Origin of the sequence: Streptomyces sp. NPDC127038 (genome assembly GCF_042725875.1) — a bacterium.
GTDB lineage: Bacteria > Actinomycetota > Actinomycetes > Streptomycetales > Streptomycetaceae > Streptomyces.
In genome coordinates this window covers 1-20,768 of record NZ_JBHXDQ010000108.1, presented here as the reverse complement: position 1 = coordinate 20,768, position 20,768 = coordinate 1, and the positions used below count along the sequence as shown (strand labels likewise).

General features: G+C 74.7%; 19 protein-coding genes. 15 read left to right on the top strand and 4 right to left on the bottom strand.

What is annotated here, in order from left to right:
- The first annotated feature begins 200 nt into the window (after positions 1–200).
- The 14 genes from ACFWI4_RS39810 (at position 201) to ACFWI4_RS39745 (ending at position 14,952) form a co-directional block, all read left to right on the top strand.
- Positions 201–377: a hypothetical protein gene (locus ACFWI4_RS39810; protein ID WP_355985458.1), complete on the top strand. Its 177-nt coding sequence runs from the start codon at positions 201–203 to the stop codon at positions 375–377.
- 74 nt (positions 378–451) lie between these two features.
- Positions 452–1,318 (top strand): JmjC domain-containing protein, encoded by an 867-nt coding sequence (locus ACFWI4_RS39805; protein WP_387206396.1) that lies wholly within the window; start codon positions 452–454, stop codon positions 1,316–1,318.
- Positions 1,318–2,292, top strand: a complete 975-nt coding sequence (locus ACFWI4_RS39800) for a JmjC domain-containing protein (RefSeq protein WP_387206394.1) — start codon at positions 1,318–1,320, stop codon at positions 2,290–2,292. The genes ACFWI4_RS39805 and ACFWI4_RS39800 overlap by 1 nt, the downstream gene beginning before the upstream one ends.
- Positions 2,289–3,482, top strand: coding sequence for a YcaO-like family protein (locus ACFWI4_RS39795; RefSeq protein WP_387206392.1), 1,194 nt, complete (start codon positions 2,289–2,291; stop codon positions 3,480–3,482). Before ACFWI4_RS39800 ends, ACFWI4_RS39795 begins: the two co-directional genes overlap by 4 nt.
- Positions 3,479–4,759: a TfuA-like protein gene (locus ACFWI4_RS39790; protein ID WP_387206390.1), complete on the top strand. Its 1,281-nt coding sequence runs from the start codon at positions 3,479–3,481 to the stop codon at positions 4,757–4,759. The genes ACFWI4_RS39795 and ACFWI4_RS39790 overlap by 4 nt, the downstream gene beginning before the upstream one ends.
- A complete protein-coding gene (locus tag ACFWI4_RS39785; protein WP_387206389.1) occupies positions 4,756–6,879 on the top strand; it encodes a prolyl oligopeptidase family serine peptidase in 2,124 nt (707 codons plus the stop codon). Before ACFWI4_RS39790 ends, ACFWI4_RS39785 begins: the two co-directional genes overlap by 4 nt.
- 85 nt (positions 6,880–6,964) lie before the next feature.
- Positions 6,965–7,885 (top strand): aminoglycoside N(3)-acetyltransferase, encoded by a 921-nt coding sequence (locus tag ACFWI4_RS39780; RefSeq protein WP_387206387.1) that lies wholly within the window; start codon positions 6,965–6,967, stop codon positions 7,883–7,885.
- Positions 7,882–8,424, top strand: a complete 543-nt coding sequence (locus tag ACFWI4_RS39775; RefSeq protein ID WP_387206385.1) for a GNAT family N-acetyltransferase — start codon at positions 7,882–7,884, stop codon at positions 8,422–8,424. The genes ACFWI4_RS39780 and ACFWI4_RS39775 overlap by 4 nt, the downstream gene beginning before the upstream one ends.
- Positions 8,421–9,731 carry a M16 family metallopeptidase gene (locus ACFWI4_RS39770; protein ID WP_387206383.1) on the top strand — a complete coding sequence of 437 codons (1,311 nt, stop codon included), beginning with the start codon at positions 8,421–8,423 and terminating at the stop codon, positions 9,729–9,731. The genes ACFWI4_RS39775 and ACFWI4_RS39770 overlap by 4 nt, the downstream gene beginning before the upstream one ends.
- Positions 9,728–11,032: a M16 family metallopeptidase gene (locus tag ACFWI4_RS39765; RefSeq protein WP_387206381.1), complete on the top strand. Its 1,305-nt coding sequence runs from the start codon at positions 9,728–9,730 to the stop codon at positions 11,030–11,032. The genes ACFWI4_RS39770 and ACFWI4_RS39765 overlap by 4 nt, the downstream gene beginning before the upstream one ends.
- A 102-nt stretch (positions 11,033–11,134) precedes the next feature.
- A complete protein-coding gene (locus ACFWI4_RS39760) occupies positions 11,135–12,409 on the top strand; it encodes an MFS transporter (RefSeq protein ID WP_387206379.1) in 1,275 nt (424 codons plus the stop codon).
- 63 nt (positions 12,410–12,472) lie between these two features.
- Complete coding sequence (locus ACFWI4_RS39755) at positions 12,473–12,934, top strand: nuclear transport factor 2 family protein (RefSeq protein ID WP_387206377.1); 462 nt, start codon at positions 12,473–12,475, stop codon at positions 12,932–12,934.
- Between the two features lie 228 nt (positions 12,935–13,162).
- Positions 13,163–13,921 carry a thioesterase II family protein gene (locus tag ACFWI4_RS39750; protein WP_385392207.1) on the top strand — a complete coding sequence of 253 codons (759 nt, stop codon included), beginning with the start codon at positions 13,163–13,165 and terminating at the stop codon, positions 13,919–13,921.
- Positions 13,918–14,952, top strand: a complete 1,035-nt coding sequence (locus tag ACFWI4_RS39745; RefSeq protein WP_387206375.1) for a BTAD domain-containing putative transcriptional regulator — start codon at positions 13,918–13,920, stop codon at positions 14,950–14,952. The genes ACFWI4_RS39750 and ACFWI4_RS39745 overlap by 4 nt, the downstream gene beginning before the upstream one ends.
- Positions 14,953–15,021: 69 nt before the next feature.
- Here ACFWI4_RS39745 and ACFWI4_RS39740 read toward each other — a convergent pair whose 3' ends face one another.
- The 3 genes from ACFWI4_RS39740 to ACFWI4_RS39730 form a co-directional block, all read right to left on the bottom strand.
- Complete coding sequence (locus tag ACFWI4_RS39740; protein WP_387206373.1) at positions 15,022–15,852, bottom strand: hypothetical protein; 831 nt, start codon at positions 15,850–15,852, stop codon at positions 15,022–15,024.
- Positions 15,849–16,757 (bottom strand): acetylglutamate kinase, encoded by a 909-nt coding sequence (gene argB / locus ACFWI4_RS39735; RefSeq protein WP_387206371.1) that lies wholly within the window; start codon positions 16,755–16,757, stop codon positions 15,849–15,851. The genes ACFWI4_RS39740 and argB overlap by 4 nt, the downstream gene beginning before the upstream one ends.
- A gap of 310 nt (positions 16,758–17,067) precedes the next feature.
- Entirely contained in the window at positions 17,068–18,420 is a 1,353-nt protein-coding gene (locus tag ACFWI4_RS39730; RefSeq protein WP_385392217.1) for a lysine N(6)-hydroxylase/L-ornithine N(5)-oxygenase family protein, read from the bottom strand.
- Positions 18,421–18,954: 534 nt separating this feature from the next.
- Between ACFWI4_RS39730 and ACFWI4_RS39725 the strand changes: the two genes are divergently transcribed.
- Positions 18,955–19,623, top strand: coding sequence for an FMN-binding negative transcriptional regulator (locus ACFWI4_RS39725; RefSeq protein ID WP_387206369.1), 669 nt, complete (start codon positions 18,955–18,957; stop codon positions 19,621–19,623).
- Positions 19,624–19,651: 28 nt separating this feature from the next.
- Here ACFWI4_RS39725 and ACFWI4_RS39720 read toward each other — a convergent pair whose 3' ends face one another.
- Positions 19,652–20,443 (bottom strand): LmbU family transcriptional regulator, encoded by a 792-nt coding sequence (locus ACFWI4_RS39720; RefSeq protein ID WP_387206367.1) that lies wholly within the window; start codon positions 20,441–20,443, stop codon positions 19,652–19,654.
- Positions 20,444–20,768: the final 325 nt, after the last annotated feature.

Genomic DNA, 20,768 nt, shown 5'->3' with positions numbered 1-20,768 from the left:
CCGGAGGGGCTGAACTTTCCCCGCCCCGGTACGCGACAGGTGACCCGAGAGAGGACACCCCTCCCGGGCCCTCTCATGTCCCGGCCGGGCGGGGGCGGCTGTTCGAGCCGGGCGCGAGGGGGTTCCAGGTGGATTCCGAGTCCGCTCGTGTTCCCTCCAGATGCGGTCACTGATCGGCAGTGGCCTCAAAGGAGGTTCGTATGGCTCTGCGCGACGTATTCCAGTCCCTCAACGAGACCGACGCCGTCGCTTCGCCGGCCGAGTCCCGTCTCGCGGGCGAGGGCGTCCTCGACCCGGAGAAGGCCGCCGTCCTCAGCAACAACGAGGAGGCCGCCGACGCCCCCATGACCGTCCTCAGCCAGATCAACGAGGCCTGAGCCGCACCAGCAGGTGGCCGCCTGGGAGCGGATCCGCTCCCAGGCCGCCCCGGACCGGAAAGGTTGGCACCCGCATGACCGCAGCCACTCCTCTGCCCGCCGCCCTGACCGGCAGGCTCCTCGGCGACACCTCCTGGGGCATCACGCACCGCGTCGAGAAGCAGGCCCTGGACCCCACGGCCCTGCTCACCTCCGACACCGTCCGCCGCATGCTCGACGCCAGCCTCCTCAAGTGGCCCTACTTCACCCTGCTCAAGCACGGTGAGGTGCCCACCGTGTCCTCGTACACGACGAAACGGGACGTGATCGGCCACAAGGCGGCCGGATTCGCCGACCCGCGGGCCGTCGCCCGCCACATGGCGGACGGCGCCTCCCTCAAGCTCAACCAGATCGGGGACTGGCACCGGCCCACCCGCGCCATCGCGCGGCAGCTGGAGGAACTCCTGCCCGTGGCCGTCAACTCCTACGTCTTTTACACGCCCCAGGAGTCCCGCGGCATGCTTCCCCACCGGGACGCCGCGCACGTGCTCGTCATCCAGCTCGAAGGCCGCAAGGAGTGGCACCTGTACGCCGAACCGGACCAGGTCGGCGCCTCGGCGGGCCTGGACGTCGACGCCGCCCGCCCCACCCACGTCTTCACCCTCGAACCCGGCGACGTGCTCTACCTGCCGCACGGCTGGCCGCACGACGCCGTCGCCCGCGGCGGCGACTCCCTCCACCTGACGTTCACCCTCACCGAACCGACCCCGGAGGACCTCGTCGACGCGCTCCTGCGGCGCTTCCTCGACGACGAGCACAACCTCGTCCACCACTTCCACACCCGCCCGCTCCCGGCCCGTACCGCAGAGGTCCGCTCGGCCCTGACCGAACGGGCCCGGACGCTGGACGGCGACCACTGGGCGCGCACCGCGCTCGAGACGATGCGGGAGGCGATCGGCTGATGTCCACCACCACCACCAGGATCCGCGAGGCCGCCGCGCCCCCGCGGGCCGCCGCACAGGACACCGCCCACGGCGGCACCGCCCACGGCCACGAGGGTGTCGTGCCGGACCGGCTGGAACACCTGGTCGGCGACATCGGCGCGTTCTTCCGCGACCACTGGGCCCACCAGCCCGTCGTCCTGCGCGCGCACAGCGACCTGAGCCTGCTCATCACCGAGCAGGAGATGTGGGACGAGGTCGACTGCGGACTGCTGTCCCGCCCGTACTTCACCATCTTCAACGAGGGCGTGCGCACCGCGATCAGCGACATGACCCGCAAGCGCCACGTCGTCGGCCACGAACTGCCCGGCTTCATCGAACCCGAGCGCATCCGCGAGGACTTCGCGAACGGCGCCACCTTCAAGTTCAACCAGGCCGAGCACTGGCACCCGCGCATCCGCACCCTGGTCAAGGCCCTCGAACCCCACTTCAGCGGCGGACTGGAGTCCTTCGTCTTCCTCAGCCCGCCCGGCAAGACCGCGATGCAGGCCCACATGGACGGCGCACACGTCTTCATCCTCCAGGTCGCCGGCGTCAAGGACTGGGTGGTCGGCCGCGTCGACGACACCTCCACCAGCGACTCCGTCCTGCACGAGGGCGCCATCCCCGACGACCGCCGCATCGAGCTGACCCTGCGCCCCGGCGACGTGATGTACATGCCGCACGGCACCCCGCACTACGCCACCGCCCGCGAGGGCAACTCCATCCACATCGCCGTCACCGTGGAGGAGCCCACCGCGCAGAACCTCGCCGAGGTGTTCCTCGCCGGCTTCCTCGGCACCCAGGCCTTCACGGACCTGCACGACAGCCACCACCGGCACTCCCTGGCCCACCGCACCGAACTGCTGCGCCAGGCCCTGCTCGACCACCTCGCCCACGCCGACGAGGACGCCGCGACGCGGGCCGCCGTCACCCTGCGCAGGGAACACCGGTGAGCGGGCCGCGGGCACCGCGCCGCGCACCCTGGATGAGCGGCGGGGGACCCGCGGCCGTCACCGAGGGCACCCTGCGCACCACCGGCCTCGACACCACCTGGGCCCGCCTCGAGCCGCAGCTCGCCGCCCGCGGCATCACCCGCGTCGCCGACCTGACCGGCCTGGACATCCTCGACGTCCCGGTGTGGACGGCGATCCGGCCCGCCGCCGCCACCCTGGTCGCCAGCGCCGGCAAAGGCCTCACCCACACCGCCGCCCGCATCTCCGCGGTCATGGAGTCCCTCGAGGTCGCCGTCGCCGAACAGGCCCGCCCCGCCGGCGTCGCCCACGGCACCGCCCGCGCCCTGGCCCCCGGCTACGGCGTCGACGAACTGGCCCTGCACCCCGTCTCCCTGGTCGACGACCGCAGCGTCCTGGAATGGACCAGCGGCTGGGACCTGGCCGCCGGCACACCGGGCCTGATCCCCACCGCCGCCGTCGGACTGCGCGGCTGGGCCGCCGCCCGCTGGCAGCCCCCCACCTTCGTCACCACCACCAACGGCCTGGCCTCCGGCAACGACCACGTCGAAGCCACCCTCCACGCACTCCTGGAGACCGTCGAACGCGACGCCCTGGCCCGCCTGCGCCCCGACGACGCCGTCGCCACCGACCCGGACACCGTGGGCGAACGGCTCGGCACGGTCCTGGCCCGGATCCGCGCCGCCGGCGCCGACGTCGCCCTGGAACGCATCCCCTCCGTCCCCGGCACCTGGACCTACACCTGCTGGCTCACCCAGCCGGAGATGTGGCAGATCTTCGCCGGCTCCGGCTGCCACACCGACCCCGCCGTCGCCGCCGAACGCGCCCTGCTCGAAGCCGTCCAGAGCCGCGGCTCCACCATCAGCGGCGGCCGCGACGACATCCCCGAATGGACCTTCCGCCGCCTGGGCGCCCCACCCGACCGGCTCCGCCCCACCCCGGCGCACACCGAACCGATGCCCACCACCACCCGGCCGCCCGCCTCCCTCGACGAGACGCTGGACGACCTCGTCACCACCGTGCACCGCACCACCGGCCGGCCCGTCATCGCCGTCGACCTCACCCCGGCCGGCCGCCCGTGGCCCGCCGTCGTCCAGGTCTTCGCACCGGGACTCGGGCTCTCCCTCCAGCACCCCCGCCCGCAGTCCCTCGCCAGCAGGAGCTTCGTGTGACCCCCCGTCGCATCGCCTTCGTCGGCCCGACCCTGCCCGCACACCTCCGGCCCGCCAACGGCTTCGCCTACCGGCCGCCCGTCCGCCACGGCGACCTCTTCGACCTGTGCCTGCGCCCCGGCGACCAGGTACTGATCATCGACGGCGTCTACCAGCACTTCGCACCCATCCGGCACAAGGAGATCCTCGCCCAGCTCGCCCGCGGCGTGCACGTCGCCGGCACCGCCAGCCTCGGCGCGCTGCGCGCCGCCGAACTCGCCGGCTTCGGCATGCAGGGCCTGGGCCACGTCTACCGCGAGGCCCACGCCGGACGCCTGAGCGCCGACGCGGACGTCGCCGTGCTCCACGCCGACGACAGCGCAGGCGCCCGCCGCCTGACCGAGGCCATGGTCTGCGTGCGCCACGCCCTGGACGAACTGCTGCGCGCGGGAGAACTGGACCCCGGCCAGGCCGCCCGCCTCGAAGGGGCCGCCGCCCGCCTGCACTTCACCGAACGCTCCGCCACCGCGCTGCGCCACGCCGCCGGACCCGACCGCGACGCCGTGCAACTGCTCCTGGACCACCTCGAGGACCACGGTGACATCAAGAGCCGCGACGCCCGCCACGCCCTGGACACCCTGGCCGCCTGCCCCGTCCCCGAACCGGCCGCCCCCTCCGTGGGCGCCGCCGAGGTGTGGACCAGCTCCTACGGCAGGGAATGGGACTTCGAACACCGGCCGCTCAAACCCGGCTCCACCGTCGGCGCCCGCCTCGCCCTGGCCTGTCTCCAGCTCTTCGCCGTCGACTTCCCCGAACGCCACCGCGCCTACGCCCTGCGCCTGGCCGCCGCCACCACCGGCCGCACCGGCCCCGCCGGCCGGCTGCTCAGCGCCGCCGGATTCGCCCCGGCCACCCGCCCCTACGCCCGCCTCGCCCGCGGCACCGAGGCCACCGCCCACTGGACCGCCGACGAACGCCTCCTGGCCCGCACCTTCCGCCTGCCGCCCGGCCGCCTCGTCTACCAGGACCTGCCCGCCGAGGCCGTCGCCGGCAGCACCCTGGACGAACTGGAACAGCGCTGCCTCAGACTGCTCCTGCCCCCCGCCGCACACACCCTGCCCACCGCCCAACGCCACACCCTGCTCAGGCAGTTGTGGCAGGCCGGATCCGACCACGACTACCGGCTGTGCGCACTGGAACGCGGCTTTCGCGACACCGCGGAGGCCGCCCGGCTGGCCGGCGCCTTCGACCTGGCCCTGATCGCCCGGCTGCTCCGGGCCCCGGCGGCGGCCCGATGACCCCCACCCCGCCCCCCACCACCCCCCTCACCACCCAAGACCCCACCCAGGGCCCCGGCCAGGACATCGGCCAGAACCCCGGCCAGGGCCCCGGCCAGGACATCGCCCAGGGTCTCGCCCGGGGCCTGGCCCTGGCCGAGGCGTACAGCACCGAACCCCGCCCGAAAGAGGTCGCCGCCTACGGCGGCGACGGGCTGCTGCTGCGCGTCGACGTGCCCACCCGGCACGGCGCCGAACAGCAGCACCTGGTGCACTACACACGCCGCCCCGACGGCACCTGGCAAGCCGGCTGGACCCTGCCCTGGGCCACCCAGGCCCTGCCCGTGCCCGGCGGCTACGTCTGCGTGCGCCGCGCCGAGGGACGCACCCTGGTGGAACTGCGGCCCGCCGACGGCGGCCCCGGACAGCTCCTGCTCACCACCCCCGGACGCGTCGGCGCGCTCGCCCCCCGCCCCGGCGGCGGCCAGATCGCCGTGACCACCAGCACCTTCGGCGGACCCGGCGAACACCCCGAAGGACTCCTGGCCGGCTCCGACGCCGTCTGGGCCCAGGGCTCCGACATGACCCTCAGCTACGCCAAACAGCCCCAGAAGGAATGGCAGGTCCACCTCGTCCCCCTGGACGGCACCGGCCCCCGCCTGCTCACCCCCCACATCCCCGCCGACCTCGCCCTGTCCGGCGAGGCCGCCTGGGCGAGCGAAGCCACCCTGTTCCTGGGCGCCCTGCGCCACCACCGCCACGGCGTACGCAACTTCGGCCTGCTCGCCCTGGCCGTCGACCACGGCGACACCACCCGCACCCTCTTCTCCGACACCGTCGACCTCTGCTACCCCGTACCGGGCCCCGGCGGCCAGGTCGCCTACCTGGGCACCACACCCCGCCACGACAACACCCCCATCGCCCAGTTCGCCTGCCTCGTCGGCGAACAGCTCGACCCGCCGCTGCTGCTGCCCGCCGAGAACGGCCTGTGGCAGCGCCCGGCCGGCTGGGACGGCCCCCGCCGGCTGGTGTGCACCGCCGAATCCGGGCCCCGCCGCGGCCTGTACGTCCACGACCTCGACGACGCCACCTGGCGGCCCGTGCCCATCCCGGCCTCGGTGACGCACACCCGCGTTTATGACGGCCGCGCCGCCGTCCTGGCCTCCGCCCCCGACACCCCGCCCGCCCTGCGGATCACCGCCCTGCACCCCGGCCCGCCGGACGAACACGTCGTCTCCGCCCCGACACCCCCGCTGCCCGGCCGCCTCCAGTACCGGCGCCAGCGCCTGCCCGGCAGCGACGGCGACCTCGCCAGCTGGGTGTGCCTGCCCCACCACGGCACCCCCCACGCCACCGTCGTCCTCTACCACGGCGGCCCCTTCCAGAACTGGAGCGAATGGTCCTGGCGGTGGAACCCGTGGCCGTTCGTCGCCTGCGGACTGGCCGTCGTCCTCGTCGAACCCCCGCTCAGCCTCGGCTACCCCGACGCCGTCCGCACCGGCTGGCGCCAGTGGCGCGGCGGCATCGCCGCCAGCGCCGCCGCCCAGGCCGAGGCCGTCCGCGCCGCCGAAGGACTCCTCGACTCACCCCTGGCGCTCATGGGCGGCAGCTTCGGCGGCTACCTCGCCCTGACCACCGCCGACTCCCTCAACCCCGACCTCGTCGTCGCCCACGCCGCCCCCCTGGACCTCACCCAGGTCGCCGAGGGCAGCGACGTGGGCTGGCAGTGGATCCGCGAGTTCGGCGACCCCACCGAATGGCGCCCCCTCTACCAGATCAACAGCCTTGCCCCCCGCCCCGTACGCCCCGGCACCCGCGTGCTGCTCTCGCACGGACTCCAGGACGGCCTCGTCCCGCCCACCGAGACCCTGCGCACCCACCGCGCCCTCGCCCGCCAGGGCGTACGCAGCGAGGTCGCCTTCTTCCGCTCCGAGGCCCACCCTCTGAGCCGGCCCGGGAACATCCGCGCCTGGTACCGCTGGGTCCTGTCGGCCGTCACCGACGAACTCGCCCCCAAGCACACCGACACCCCGGGCGAAGACCACACCATGACAGGCCGCCACCAGCCGCCCGGCCGCCCCGCAGGCCCCGGCCGACCCGCCCCCAAGAGCACCGACATCAGGGCGGAGAGCACGCCATGACGAACCGTCACCTGCCGCCCGGCCGCCCCACGGACCCCGGCCGACCCGCCCCCGAGAACACCGACACCCCCGCGGGGGACGCATCATGACGGACCGTCACGTCCTCACCCGTACCGCGATCGCCGACGGCCTCGCCGCCCTCGGGGTCCGCCCCGGCACCACCGTCATCGCCCACACCTCCCTCAGCTCCTTCGGCTACGTCGTCGGCGGAGCCCACACCGTCCTGCTCGCCCTGCGCGACGCCCTCGGCCCCCACGGCACCCTCGTCATGCCCGCCTTCACCCCCCAGCTGTGCCATCCGCACACCTGGCGCGCACCCGACCTCGCCCGCGCCGCCGCCGAGGCGCGCACCGCCGCCCAGATGCCCCCCTTCGACCCCCGCCGCACCCCGGCCGCCCGCACCATGGGCGTCCTGCCCGAACTGCTGCGCACCCAGCCGGGCACCCTGCGCTCCACCCACCCCCACGTCTCCTTCGCCGCCCAGGGCCCCCACGCCGAGACCGTCGTACGCGAACACCCCGCCGCCTGGCGGCTCGCCGCCCACGGACCACTGGGCCGGCTCTGGGACCTCGACGCCCTCGTCCTGCTGCTCGGCGCCCCCTGGCAGAAGGCCACCGCCCTGCACCTCGCCGAGTACGCCACCGCCTACCCCGGCCGGCGCGCCGGCCTGTGGGCCGTGCCCGAACCCGACGGACACGGCGGCAGCCACTGGCGCCACGTACCCGAACTCCTGCTGTGGGAAGGCGACTTCGACGCCCTCGGCGCCGCCTACGAAACCTCCGGCGCCCCCCTCGCCGACACCCGTGTCGGCGGCGCCCGCTGCCGGGCCGTCCCCCTGCGCGACCTGGTCCGCTTCGCCTGCACCTGGCTGGCCGCACACCGCGACCTGAGCCGCGGAATTCCCCCGCCCGGCTGGCGGGACGTGGTGGATGCTGAGGGCCCCGTGCCCGCCGGAGACCTCGGCGCGGCACACACCCAACCGGCGGCCAAGGAGCCCATCACATGAGCGGCGAAGTAGCCCTGCGACCCGTCGTCCCCGGCGATCTCGACCTCTTCGAGAGGGAGTTCACCACCCAGGACGGCACCGGCCCCTTCCAGTGGTTCGGATTCACCTCCGCCCACCGGCTGCGCGACCGCTTCGCCGAGGACCGGCTCCTGGGCCCCGACGGCGGCATGCTCACCATCACCGCGGCCGGCGAGACGGTGGGCCGCGTCGAGTGGTTCGCCTCCGCCTGGGGCCGCCCCGCCACCTCCTCCTGCTGGACCATCGCCATCGCTCTGGTCCCCGCCGCCCGCGGCCGCGGCACCGGAACCGCCGCCCAGCACCAGATCGCCCGCTACCTCTTCGCCCACACCCGCGCCGAACGCGTCCAGGCCTTCACCGACCACGCCAACCTCGCCGAGCAACGCGCCCTGGAAAAGGCCGGCTTCACCCGCGAGGGCACCCTGCGCTCCGCCCAGTGGCGCTCCGGCCGCTGGCACGACCAGGTCCTCTACTCGGTCCTGCGCACCGACCTACCCCTGTGGGAGGAAGAACCCGAATGACCCCGCAGCCGACCGGCCTGCGTCTCGACAACGGCCTGAACGTCCTGCTGCAGCCGCTGCCCGGCTGCCAGGTCGTCGCGACCTGCCTGCACGTCGGCACCGGTTTCCGCAACGAACCGGTCGCCGGCGCCGCGCACCTGCTGGAGCACGTCCTGGCCCAGGGCGCCTCCAGCAGCAGGCCGCTGACCGACGCGGTCGCCGCCACCGGCGGCACCGCCAACGCGCGCACCGCCGCCGACTACACCCAGTACACCGCCATCCTGCCCGCCGGCGCCCTCGAACTGGGCCTGCGCATCGAGCACGACCGGCTCACCGACCCCGACCTCGGCCCCTCCCACGTCAGCGCCCAGATCGCCGTCGTCCAGGCCGAGATCCGCCGCAACATGCTGCAGCGCCCGCACGGCGGACTGGTCCTGTTCGACCTGCCCGCCCTGCTGCACGACAGCTGGAACAACCGGCACAACGGATACGGCGACATCGACGCCCTGCACGACCTGGGCCCCGACGAACTGGGCCGCTTCTTCCAGGAGTCCTACGCGCCCGGCAACATCCACCTCGCCCTCGCCGGCGACTTCGACCCCGAACACGCCCGCGACCTGGTCGAGCGGCACCTGGCATCCGTGCCGCCCCGCGCCACCCGGCCCCGCCCCCACCTCCCCGAGGCCCCGCTCACCGCCCCGCGCCACGCCCTGCGCGACGAACGGATCGCCACCGGCGCCCGCACCGCGATCGGCTTCCGCACCCCGGACCCGGCCGCCGACCCGGACACCCACCTGGCCACCGTGCTGCTCGGCGAACTGCTGGAGACCCTGGGCACCGACTGCCCCTGCCACCGGGGCACCCGGCGCACCTGGGGCGCGTTCAAGGCCCGCGCCCACCGCACCGGCAACCCCTTCGACGTCGCCCGCGACGCGCTGTTCGCCGTGGACTTCCCGCACCCCGCGGACACCGGGCCCGACGAGGCCGAACACTGCCTGCGCTCCGTCCTGGCCGGCATCGCCGACAGCACCGTGCCCCTCGCCGGGCCCCTGGCCCGTATCCGCAGACAGCTCGCCCTGGCCCTGCACGCCGAACTGGACTCCGTCATGAGCCAGGCGTCCTGGCTGTGCGTCGGCGCCGCCGTCCACCACGACCCGCTCCACCTGGCCGGCCTGCCGGACGCCCTGCTGCGGCTGCCCGACACCGCGGTGGCCGCCGCGGCCGCCCGCCACGCCACCGCCCCCGCCGCCCGCCTCACCAGCCGCCCGGCCCCCACGGCCCCCGCCCCCACCGCGGTCACCGCCGTCCCGACAGGAGCCGCACCATGACCGCCCCCACCGCACCCCACCCCACCGCACAGACCGCCGCACCCCACGCCGCCGCGCCCGCGGCCGTCCCGCGGTTCACCGCGCCCGCGCACAGCGAACAGACCACCGGCCGCGGCACGGCCGTCGCCGTCCAGCGCGCCGGCACCGGCCACCTCACCGAAGCCCGGCTGCTGTTCCCGCTGGCACCAACCCCCGGCGCACACCAGAGCCGCGTCGAGGTGATGGCCGAGGCCCTGCGCGACGCCCTCACCGAGGCCGCCGCCGACCTGGCGACCGTACGGGTGGAGGCACGCGGCGACCGGGCCGTCGTCGCCGTGCGCACCTTCGCCGACGACTTCGCCGCCACCCGCGCCCGCATCCGCGACTGCCTCGACGAAGGCCGCCCCCACGAGACCCGCCGCGTCCGCGAGGCGGCCGGCCGGGTCGCGGCCCGGCTGGCCGCCGCCGAAACCGCGCCCGCCTTCCTCGCCCGCAGCGGCTTCCTCGCCGCCGCCTACGGCCCCCACCCCTACGGCCGCGCCGCGAGCGCCACCGCGGCCGGCGCCGTCGACGCCACCGCCACCCTCCTGCACAGCGCGCCGCCCGCCCGCCGCCGCAGCGTCGTCGTCGGCCCCGGCCCGGCCGGAGAACTCCTGGCCCAGGCCACCGCACTGCTGCCCCGCACCACCACCCCCGCACCCACGGCCGGCGTGCCCGCGCCCGCACCCGGACCGCGCCGCACCCTGCTGCACACCGCCACCCCCCAGACCCTGCTCCGCCTGGGCGGCCTGGTGCCCGGCCGCGGCCACGCCGACTACCCGGCCCTGCAACTGGCCGCGCTCATGCTCGGCGGCTACTACGCCAGCCGCCTCACCCTCGTCCTGCGCGAACGCGAGGGCCTGGCCTACGCACCCCGCGCCGTCCTTGACCCGCTGGGCGCCCACGCCCTGCTCACCGTGGAGGCCGACGTCCGCCACGACGGCGCCGCCCGCGCCCTGACCCTCATCACCCAGGAGACCCGGCGCCTGGCGGACGGCGGCTTCAGCGCACAGGAACTGCGCAACGCCCAGAACTACGCCGTCGGCTCCATGGCGATGGCCTGCTCCTCCCGCTCCGGACTGGCCTCCACCTACGCCGCCGTCCTCGCCGGCGGCCTGCCCGCGAGCTGGCCGGCCCGCTACGAGGACCGGCTGCGCGCCCTCGGCGCCGAGGACGTGGCCCGCGCCGCGGCCACCCACCTGGCCGCGCCCGCCCTGACCGGCGTGGTCGTCGCCCCGGCCCCGATGCCGGGCCTGCCGCCGGACACACCCGGCACCACCTGACATGCCCGGCACCACCTGAACACCCCGGCACCACGCAGGGGCCGCGGACCAGATCGGGCGGCCCCACCGACCCGGACCACCCGAGGATGGGGACCCACCGTCGTGAAAACGTTCCTCCAGCGCACGTTCTCGTCACTGCGCGGCCCGGCCCGCACGCTCGGCGCGCTGCACTTCGTCGACAGCCTCGGCAACGGCCTGTTCATGGCCGGCTCCGCCGTCTACTTCGTGACCGTGGCCGGCCTGCCCGCCACCGTCGTCGGCCTCGGCCTCTCCCTGGCCGGCCTCAGCGGCTTCGTGGCCAGCCTCGTCTTCGGCCGGATGACCGACAAGGCGGGCGCCCGGCGCCTGCTGGCCGTCCTGCTGTTCCTCCTGGCCGGCGCCTACGCCCTCTACCCGGCCGTGCACACCCCCGCCCTCTACTTCCCCGTCGTCGTCCTGATCGGCGCCCTGGAGTACGGCTGCGGACCGGCCTTCGGCGCTCTGATCGCCGAACTCGTCCCCGAGGGCGAACGCGTCACCGCGCGCGCCGCCCTGCGCTCCCTGTTCAACGCCGGCTTCTCGGCCGGCGCGCTGACCGCGGCCGCGCTGATCTCCCTGGGCAGGGACACCCTCGCCCTGCTGCCGCTCGGCAACGGACTGACGTTCCTGGGCGCGGCCGCCCTGGTCCTCAAACTGCCCGCCGCCGGAGCCCGGACCGACGCCGGCGGGGGCAGGGCCTTCCGCGTCCTGCGCGACCTGCCCTTCCTCGGCGTCATCGGCTCCTCCAGCCTGCTCGCCCTGCACAGCGCCGTCCTGCTCGCCGGCATACCGCTGTGGATCGTCCGCAACACCGGCCTGCCGCGCGGCCTGGTCCCGCTGATCCTCGCCGTCAACACCGTCCTGGTGGTCCTCTTCCAGGTCGCGGCGGCCCGCGGCTCGGAGAACCTGGACGGCGCCGTCCGCGCGGCCCGCCGCTCGGGCGCGGTCAGCGTGCTGGCCTGCGCCGCCCTGGCCGCCGCGACCCTCACCGGATCCTGGGTCACCGGCGCGGTCACCCTCGGCGCGGTCCTGCTGTTCACCCTCGCCGAACTGTGGCAGTCCGCCAGCGGCTTCGGCCTCGGCTTCGGCCTCGCCCCCGAAGGGGCCCGCGGCGAATACCTCGGCGCCTTCCACCTGCACATGGTCATCCAGGCCACCCTCGGCCCCGCCCTCGTCACCTTCCTCGTCGTCGGCCACGGCGCCCCGGGCTGGCTCGCCCTGGCCGCCCTCTTCACCGCCGGCGCGGCGACCGTCGGCCCCGCGACCGCCCGCGCCCGCCGCAACCTCCCGGCACCGTCCCCCGAACCGGCACCGGCCGTCCGCACCGAGGCCACGCCCCAGCCGCAGAACGCCACCTGAACACCCCCCACACCCCGGCACCAAGGACACGGACCCCAGCGGACGCAAGCGGAGGCTTGAGACATGACCGTCGAGCTCGTGGGCACCGCCGAACACCCCCCGCCCACAGGGGAGTTCGCCACCCTGTACGCGCAGGCGCAGCGGTTCTACGCCCACCAGATGCGGCTCCTGGACACCCACGACACCGGACGCTGGGCCGAGACCTTCACCGACGACGCCCTGCTGCACCTGCCGTCCCGGCCCGCACCGGTACGGGCGCACACCGCGCTGGAGGACTACGCGCGGGCCGGCGCGGCCCGCCGCCGCAGCGCCGGCGGCAGCCTCGACCACTGGGTCGGCCTGCTCGACGTACGCCCGCAGACCGACGGCTCGCTGCACACCCGCTGCTCGGCCCTGGCCTACGCCACGCCCGGCCGGGGCGGCCCCAGGGCGCTGCACGTGTACGTCATGGAGGACGTCCTGGTCCGCTCGGCGGGCCACTGGCGCATCGCGCACCGCCGGGTCACCCGCGACGACCTGGCCTGAACCCGCCGCGCACCATCGCGCCCCCGCGCCCGCCCCCGTCCGCCGGTCCCGGCACGGGGGCGGGCGCGGCGGTGCTCGAGGAGGAGTCCACGAGGACTCGAGAGCGGTTCGAGGCCCGCTCACGGCCGCCGCCGCCGCGGTCCGGGCGCCGCTATCGTCGCCCTTGCCCGGTCCGCGCCCGCCCGCCGGCGCCACCGTACGCCGGAGCGTCTCGTCGATGGAGTTCCCATGCACAAGGCGGAAGAGCCGACACTGCGCCTGTTCGTGTTCCACCACTCCGGCGGTTCGCATCTGGCGTACCGCGACTGGCCGTCCCGCTTCCCGGCCCACTGGGACGTGCAGGCCCCCGACGCACCGGGCCGCGGCCCGCGCGACCGGCGCCCCGCGCTGGGCGACGCCGGCGCCCTGCTCGACCACTTCCTGCACGAACTGGACACCCGGCTGACAGGCCCGTACGCGTTCTTCGGACACAGCATGGGCGGACTGGTCGCCTACGAACTGACCCGCCGCCTGCTGGACCTGGGCCGCACCCCGCCGCTGTGGCTCGGCGTGTCCGCGCGCGGCACCCTGCACCCCGACGGGGACCCGGTGCGCCGGCACCTGCTGACCGACGCGGAACTGCGCCGCGAACTGGCCACGATGGGCGGCACCCCCTCCGAGGTCATGGACCACGACGAGCTGTGGGAACTGTTCGAGCCGACCATCCGCGCCGACCTGCGCATGAGCGAGACCTGGCGCACCCCGCCCCTGACCGCGCCGCTGCCGGTGCCCCTGTCGGTGTTCGGCGGCACCCGGGACCAGGTGGCACCCCCGCACCGCCTGGACGGCTGGGCGAAGGCCACCGAACACTTCCTGGGCCGGCACCTGTTCGAGGGCGGCCACTTCTACTTCCAGGACCACCTCCCCGCGGTCGCCCGGCAGATCCAGGACGACGTGAGCCGCGCCGCCCTGCTCGGTGCCCGCCCGCCGTCCGCGGTGACCCGGTGACCGTCCTCGGCCTCGCCGCACCGGCCCCGCCGCACCCCGGAACGGCCCGCACCACCGACCCGACCAGGCCGACCGACCCGACCGACCCGACCGACCCGACCGGGGCGGCCGGGGAGATCGAGGCGATCGAGGCGATCGAGGCGATCGAGGCGGCGACCGAGTTCCGGCTGCTCGGCCCGGTGGTCGTCTACGACCGGGGGACCGGGACCGGCATCGCCCCGGCCGGCCCCAAACAGCGGGCCCTGCTCGCCGCGCTGGTCGTCCACGCGGGCCGGCAGCTGTCCGTGGACCGCCTGGTGGAGGAACTGTGGGGCGACCGGCCCCCCGCCAACGCCCAGAGCGCCCTGCACACCCACGTCGCCCGGCTGCGCCGGCTGCTGCCCGCCCGGGGCCACGAGTGGATCAGCACCCTGCCCACCGGATACCGGCTGCGCCTGGGCAGGGCCTCCACCGACGTGGCCCGCTTCACCCGCCTGTCCGGCCAGGGCCGGGCCACCGCCCCCCAGGACCCCCAAGGCGCGGCCCGGCTCCTGGGCCAGGCGCTCGCGCTGTGGCAGGGGGAGGCCCTGCAGGACAGCTGCCACGGCCCGCTGTGCACGGCCGAGGCCGACCGCCTGGAGGAACAGCGCCTGACCACCCTGGAAGCCCTGTACGAGGCGAACCTGAACTGCGGCCGGTACGCCGAGACCGTCTGCGACCTGGAACGGCTCACCGCCGCCCATCCGCTGCGCGAGCGTCTCTACGACCTGCTGATGGTCGCCCTGTACCGGTGCGGCCGGCAGTCGGAGGCCCTGGGCGTCTACGAACGCGCGCGCCGCCGTCTGGTCGCCACGCTCGGCGTGGAACCGGGCCCGGCGCTGCGGTGCCGCCTGGACGCGGTCCTCAACCACTGCCCCACGCTGGCGGTGTCGTCCTCGCACCGTCCGGACCTGGCCGCGGAGGCGGCCCGCCTCCAGGCCCGCATCGACCGGCTCGTCGCGGACCAGGCGGACCTGCTGCGCCGGGTACGGGAACAGGACACGGGCCGCTGACACCGCGGCCGCCGCCCGCCGCCCGCCGCCCGCCGCCCGGTGCACCCCGGGCGGCGGTGCGCGGCGGTTTCACCCCAGGCCGGTGAACGCGGCCAGGACGTCGTCGAGTTCGTTCGTGTGCACGGTGAGCGACTCGGGCGCGAGCGCCGCCGCGTCGAGGGCCGCGAGCACGGCCCGCAGCGTCTCGACGCCGGCGTCCGCGGGCACCTGGAGGGTGCCGGTCTCCGGGTCGCCGTACGCCCCCGCGAAGCAGGCGCCGGCCCGCTCCAGCGCGACCGGGTCGGCGAACCGCAGGCGGATCACGGCGGCGGGCGGCCCGCTGAACGCCTCGGGCCACACCCCGCCACCGGTCCCGCCCCCCGGCCCGCTGTCGCCCGTCCCGTGGTCCGGTCCGTCGCCGGGTCCGTTGTCACCAGGCCCGCAGTCCGGTCCGTCGCCGGGCTCACGGTCACCCGTCCAGCCGGTCTCGCCGGTCCCGCCGGCGCCGGCCGGTTCCTCCCGTGGTCCCGGGGCGTCCGGGGCGTCCGGGGCCGGTGCCCGGTAGGCCGGCAGGAGGCTGAGGCCGGGGCGGGCCGGGGCGGGCAGCGCGTACTCGGGTCCGTCGAGGAAGAGTCCGCCGCCGGCCTCGTACCCGTGCGGCTCCTCGCCGTCGTGCCAGGGGTCCGCCTCGGCCAGGGCGGTCAGCAGGACGGACCGGGCTCCTGGCGGCAGGGCGGCGGCCAGACGGCGCGCGCAGCGGCGGGCCTCGTCCCCGTCCGCCCCGTCCGTCCCGGCCGCGGCGACCAACTCGTGCACGAGGACCGCCGGTTGCGGGGCCTGCCCGGAGCCGGACGGCCGCGGCGGGGGAGCGGCCGGGGTGAGGCGTCGCGGTTGCTGTCGCCGGTGCCACTGCTCGTTCACGGCAGGACCTCCTCCTCGTCCGGGTCCGGCACGATCACCGTCCCGGTCCCGTCGTCGGTGAACATCTCCAGCAGGACCGAGTGCTCGATCCGCCCGTCGATCACCCGGGCCGCGCCCACCCCGCCGCGTACGGCCTCCAGACAGCCGGTCATCTTGGGCACCATGCCGTCGCTCAGTTCCGGCAGGAGCTTCTCCAGCTCGCCGGCGGTCAGCCGGGGGATGACCTCGGCACGGTGCGGCCAGCCCGCGCACAGTCCCGCGACGTCCGTCAGCATGACGAGCGCCTCGGCCCCCAGCGCGGTCGCGAGCGCGGCGGCCACGGTGTCGGCGTTGACGTTGTAGACCAGGCCGTCCTCGGCGCTGCGGGCGAGCGGCGAGACCACCGGGATCCTGCCGCTCGCCAGCAGGCCGTCCAGGGTGGTGGTGTCCACGCCGGTGATGTCGCCGACCCTGCCGACGTCGACGGGCTCCCCGTCGATCCACGGCACGTGCCGCACCGCGGTGAGGGTGTCCGCGTCCTCGCCGGTCATCCCGACGGCCAGCGGGCCGTGGCGGTTGATCAGCCCGACCAGTTCGCGCTGCACCCGGCCGGCCAGGACCATGCGGACCACGTCCATCGCCTCCGCCGGGGTGACGCGCAGGCCGGCCGCGAACTCGCGCTTCATGCCGCGCCGTTCGAGCTCGGCGTCGATCTGGGGGCCTCCTCCGTGCACCACCACGGGCCGCAGCCCGGCGTAGCGCAGGAAGACGATGTCGCGGGCGAAGGCGGCGGTGAGGTCCGCGTCGACCATGGCGTGTCCGCCCAGTTTGACGACGACGGTCCGGCCCTGGTGACGGGCCAGCCACGGCAGCGCGTCGCCGAGGGACCGGGCCTTGGCCTGGGCCTGCCGGATGCTGACGCTCATCGGACCCTCGCCCGCCGAACGAGGCCGCCGACCGGGGAATGGGCGCTCATGGGGACTCCTTCTGTGGGGGCCCCGGCCGCGGGGCGGGCCCCATGACCGGTGGACATGCGCTGGAAAGCCGCATGAGAGGACTTGGCTGTGATGCGGGTTCTTGGGACGGTGAACGCCGGCCGGCGAGTGACGCGCGCCGCGGTCGTCGCGCGCGGGTCCTCGAGTGTCCTGCCGCGGGGTCACGTCCTGTCAACGGGACAGTGCTCCGTGCCGCCGCTGCGTGCCGCCGCTCCGGGCGGCCGGGTTCGGGCGGCCGGGGTCAGGCGGCCGAGCGCGCGGCCCGTACGGGGCAGGTGCGGCTCAGCTCCTGTTCGGTGCGCCGCAGCACGATCGAGTCGGCGATCTCGCCGCTGCGCACCGCGATGTTGGACAGCAGGGCCGAGGACAGGCCGTGGGTGTGCTCGGTGCCGCCCTGGAGGTAGACCCCGCCGGCCAGCCCCGAGTGGCTGACCAGGCGGTAGTCGCGCTCCACCTGGTGCCTGCCCTCGGCGTCGCGCAGGAAGTGCCGGTCGAAGTCGCCGAGCAGGCGGGCGGGGTCCAGGCCGTCGTAGCCGGTGGCGAACACCAGCGCGTCCACGGCGAGTTCCTCGGTGCTGTCGTCGAGCAGCGAGCGCAGGCTCACCCGTGTCTCGTTCCCGGCGCGCTTGACGTCGGTGACCCGGGTGAGGTTGCGGAAGTGCAGCCGCTGGGTGCCGCGCACCCGCTCGTCGTAGGAGCGCCGGTACAGGTCGCGGATGACGTCGGAGTCGACCACCGAGTAGTTGGTGTTGCGGTGGTAGCGCCAGAAGGCGTCCCGGGCCCGGTCGGTGCCGAAGTAGTGGTCGTCGACCGCGCCGGGGTCGAACACCTGGTTGGCGAAGGGCGTGTCGTCGGCGATGGCGTAGCCGTAGGAGGGGACGACCGCGGAGACCTGGGCGTGCGGCAGTTCGTCGTGGAAGAACCGGGTGATCTCGGCGGCGCTCTGGCCGGCCCCGACCACGACCACGTTCTTCAGGTCCTTCGGGTCCTGCGCGCGGAACCTGGTGAGGAACTCCGAGCTGTGCCAGACCCGTTCGTCGGAGGTCACGCCGTCGGGCAGGCGCGGCACCAGGCCGGTGGAGACGACCACGTTGCGGGCGGCGACCACCCGGGTGGTGCCGTCGGCGCCGCGCACCTCGATCTGAAGGAGGTCGGAGCCGGGCGCCCCGGCCTCGGCAGCGGGCCGGATCGAGGTGACCTCGGCGCCGTAGGTGACCCGGTCGCCCAGATCGGCGGCCGCCCACTCCAGGTACTGGTGGAACTCCTGGCGGGTGGGGAAGAAGTCCTGGTTGTTCACGAACTGCACCAGCCGGTTCGAGGCGTGCAGGTAGGACACGAAGCTGTAGCGGGACAGCGGGTTCCTGTACGTCGCCAGGTCCTTGAGGAACGAGATCTGCATGGTCGTCGACGGCAGCAGCATGTTGCGGTGCCAGCCGAAGGAGGGCTGCCGCTCGAAGAAGTGGGCGGTGACCGGATGCCGGGGAGTGCTCGCCCCGTGTTCTTCCAGAGCGATCGCGAGCGACAGGTTGGACGGGCCGAACCCGATACCGACCACGTCGTAGACCTCTTCGCTCCGCCTGCCCGTTGTCTCCATGTGAAAGCTCCCGATGCGTCTGGAAGTCAGCCGGCGGCTCACAGCGCCTTCCGGCTTGGCAAAACCTTGCCATGATGTTGGCAACCCGATCCTGAGATCCGGTCTCGTGACGCTGGAGCGGTGGCGGAGTCGCTGGTGGGGGAGACGGCACCGGTGCGCCGTCACCGGAAACCCTTGCCTGCCGGGCCGGTTGGGGCCGACGACCGTGGACGCCGGCCGGCGCCGCCGACAGCCGCCGCCGGCCCGGCGGCGGTCGGCCATGGCCCGCGGCGGGGCGCGGAAAAGCGGAAGCTGCGGGAGTCGCGGGAGTCGCGGGAGCGGGATGCTTTTCCGGCATTTCTCGAAGAAGGGCGGAAGGGGGCCCGAAGGGGAATCGAGGGCGGATCGAAAAAGAGGCGAAGGGGAATGGAGGAACGCTGGAGGACCCCTTCAGGTCTTCTCCAGGTCGGCGCCGTGTGGAAGCATTGTCCTGCCGACGAGACGGCCGTATGGTCGGCTGGGATCCTCGGAACAGGCGAATTTCCGAAAAGGAGAATGCGAATGTTCGTGCCCAGCTTTTATCGCGAGCCGGATCATTCCTGGATGGCGGATCTGGTCCGCGGCAACCCCCTGGCCCTCGCGGTGACGAACGGCAGCCCCGAGGACGGCCCCTTCGCCACCCACCTGCCGGTCATCTTCGACCCCGGCGCGTCCGGCGGCACGGACGTGTCCGGCGGTACGGGCGGGGGGCTGGAGGGGGCCACGCTGCTCGGGCACATGAACCGGGCCAACCCGCACTGGGCGGCGCTGCGGCAGGGCGGTGTGCTGCTGCTGACGTTCACCGGCCCGCACTCCTACGTGTCACCCACGGTGTACGCCAAGAGCCCGGCCGCCCCGACGTGGAACTTCACCGCGGTGCACGTCAGGGGAGTGGTGGAGAAGATCGACTCCACGGAGGAGACGCTGGGCGTGGTGCAGTCCACCGTGCGCGCCTTCGAGGGGGAGTTCGGCGACGGCTGGGACATGAGCGACTCGCTCGGCTACTTCCGCGAGATCGTGCCCGCCGTCGGGGCCTTCCGCCTCACCGTCACGGGCGCCGAGGGCATGTTCAAGCTCAGCCAGGAGCAGCCCGGCGAGGTCCGCGAGCGGGTCCGGACGTCGTTCGGGCAGAGCGGGTGCACGTACAAGCGCGAGGTCGCCGGGCTGATGAACCGGCTGCCGTGAGACACCGGTGGCCTCGGCGCCGGCCGCTTCAGGCGCTGATGGCCACCGGCAGGCTCCGCTGCCCGGCGAGCGCCTTCACACCCTGCACACCCTGCACGCCCTGCCCGCCCTGTACGCCCTTGAGCGCGGCGGTCTCGGCGCGCTCGGCCGGTGCGCCGGGCGCCTCCAGGGCGGTCGCGGCCGCGCTGTCCAGGGTGGCCGTCACCCACTGCTCGAAGTCGACGCCCAGCTGCCGCGCGGCCTGGTGCCACCACTCGAGACGGCTGCCGGGGACCTCGAGGCGGCGGCTCGGCTCGGCGGGGGCGGCACTCTGCTGCTCGCCCTGGCGGGCGGCGCGCAGGGCGCCGCGCAGCTGCTTGGTGGTCCACTGCCCCTGTTCGGCGCGGTCGAGCCAGAGTTCCTGGTCGGGGACCTGCATGGAGGCCAGTTCGGCGTGGTGCTGGAAGCTCAGGGCGGGGCGGCGCCGGGTGTGGTCGAAACGCCGTGAGACCCAGGCGTAGTTGCGCAGGGTCTGGTACGACAGGCCGGCGGCGCGTATCCCGCGCTGGTAGCGGTCGGTGTAGTGGTCCTTGCCGTACACCATCCAGTCGCCCAGCCACCAGGAGGACGAGTCGAGGACGTCGGCGAGCTGCCGGCCGGCCCGCTCCCACTCGTCGTAGGCCATCTTGGCGGGCATCTGGAGGCCCACCTTGGTCGTCAGCACCGGGACCCGGCGCGGCACGGACGCGGCGGCGCGTGCCTGCCGCGGCGTGGCCTGCGGGACGGTGGTCGCCGTGCCGCCGTGCGGCCCCGCGGTCGGACCGGCCTGATGCGCCATCATGCCTCCTGAGAACGGTGCATATAACCGTCGATAACCGTCGCACGGCGGGCTGGGGCGGCACCGGAGCGGCACTCGAACGGTTGCGCTTCGAACTTCTTCCGTGTTTCTTTCCCGCTTCTTCCGCCGGAGGTTCTCCGTATTCGGCGGCCGGTCTTTTCCGCCGGGAAATGCGGAATCCGTGAACCGGCCGCGCGGGCACCCGGAAGGAATTCCCGGGGGAGGGGATTTCGCCCGTAAAAAGGGAGGGGGCGGCGTGCTCCGGGCCGGTGCCGGCGCACGCCGCCCCAAGGCGGCACGAGGGGGTGCGGCAGGCGGCCTGCCGCCC

Excerpts from the sequence above, each read along its gene's own strand:
- ACFWI4_RS39785 (WP_387206389.1), top strand. The coding sequence starts at position 4,756 with ATGACCCCCACCCCGCCCCCCACCACCCCCCTCACCACCCAAGACCCC.
- ACFWI4_RS39765 (WP_387206381.1), top strand. The coding sequence starts at position 9,728 with ATGACCGCCCCCACCGCACCCCACCCCACCGCACAGACCGCCGCACCC.
- ACFWI4_RS39730 (WP_385392217.1), bottom strand. The coding sequence starts at position 18,420 with ATGGAGACAACGGGCAGGCGGAGCGAAGAGGTCTACGACGTGGTCGGT.
- ACFWI4_RS39750 (WP_385392207.1), top strand. The coding sequence starts at position 13,163 with ATGCACAAGGCGGAAGAGCCGACACTGCGCCTGTTCGTGTTCCACCAC.
- ACFWI4_RS39780 (WP_387206387.1), top strand. The coding sequence starts at position 6,965 with ATGACGGACCGTCACGTCCTCACCCGTACCGCGATCGCCGACGGCCTC.
- ACFWI4_RS39775 (WP_387206385.1), top strand. The coding sequence starts at position 7,882 with ATGAGCGGCGAAGTAGCCCTGCGACCCGTCGTCCCCGGCGATCTCGAC.
- ACFWI4_RS39755 (WP_387206377.1), top strand. The coding sequence starts at position 12,473 with ATGACCGTCGAGCTCGTGGGCACCGCCGAACACCCCCCGCCCACAGGG.
- ACFWI4_RS39770 (WP_387206383.1), top strand. The coding sequence starts at position 8,421 with ATGACCCCGCAGCCGACCGGCCTGCGTCTCGACAACGGCCTGAACGTC.
- ACFWI4_RS39810 (WP_355985458.1), top strand. The coding sequence starts at position 201 with ATGGCTCTGCGCGACGTATTCCAGTCCCTCAACGAGACCGACGCCGTC.
- argB (WP_387206371.1), bottom strand. The coding sequence starts at position 16,757 with ATGAGCGTCAGCATCCGGCAGGCCCAGGCCAAGGCCCGGTCCCTCGGC.
- ACFWI4_RS39720 (WP_387206367.1), bottom strand. The coding sequence starts at position 20,443 with ATGATGGCGCATCAGGCCGGTCCGACCGCGGGGCCGCACGGCGGCACG.
- ACFWI4_RS39725 (WP_387206369.1), top strand. The coding sequence starts at position 18,955 with ATGCGAATGTTCGTGCCCAGCTTTTATCGCGAGCCGGATCATTCCTGG.
- ACFWI4_RS39805 (WP_387206396.1), top strand. The coding sequence starts at position 452 with ATGACCGCAGCCACTCCTCTGCCCGCCGCCCTGACCGGCAGGCTCCTC.
- ACFWI4_RS39800 (WP_387206394.1), top strand. The coding sequence starts at position 1,318 with ATGTCCACCACCACCACCAGGATCCGCGAGGCCGCCGCGCCCCCGCGG.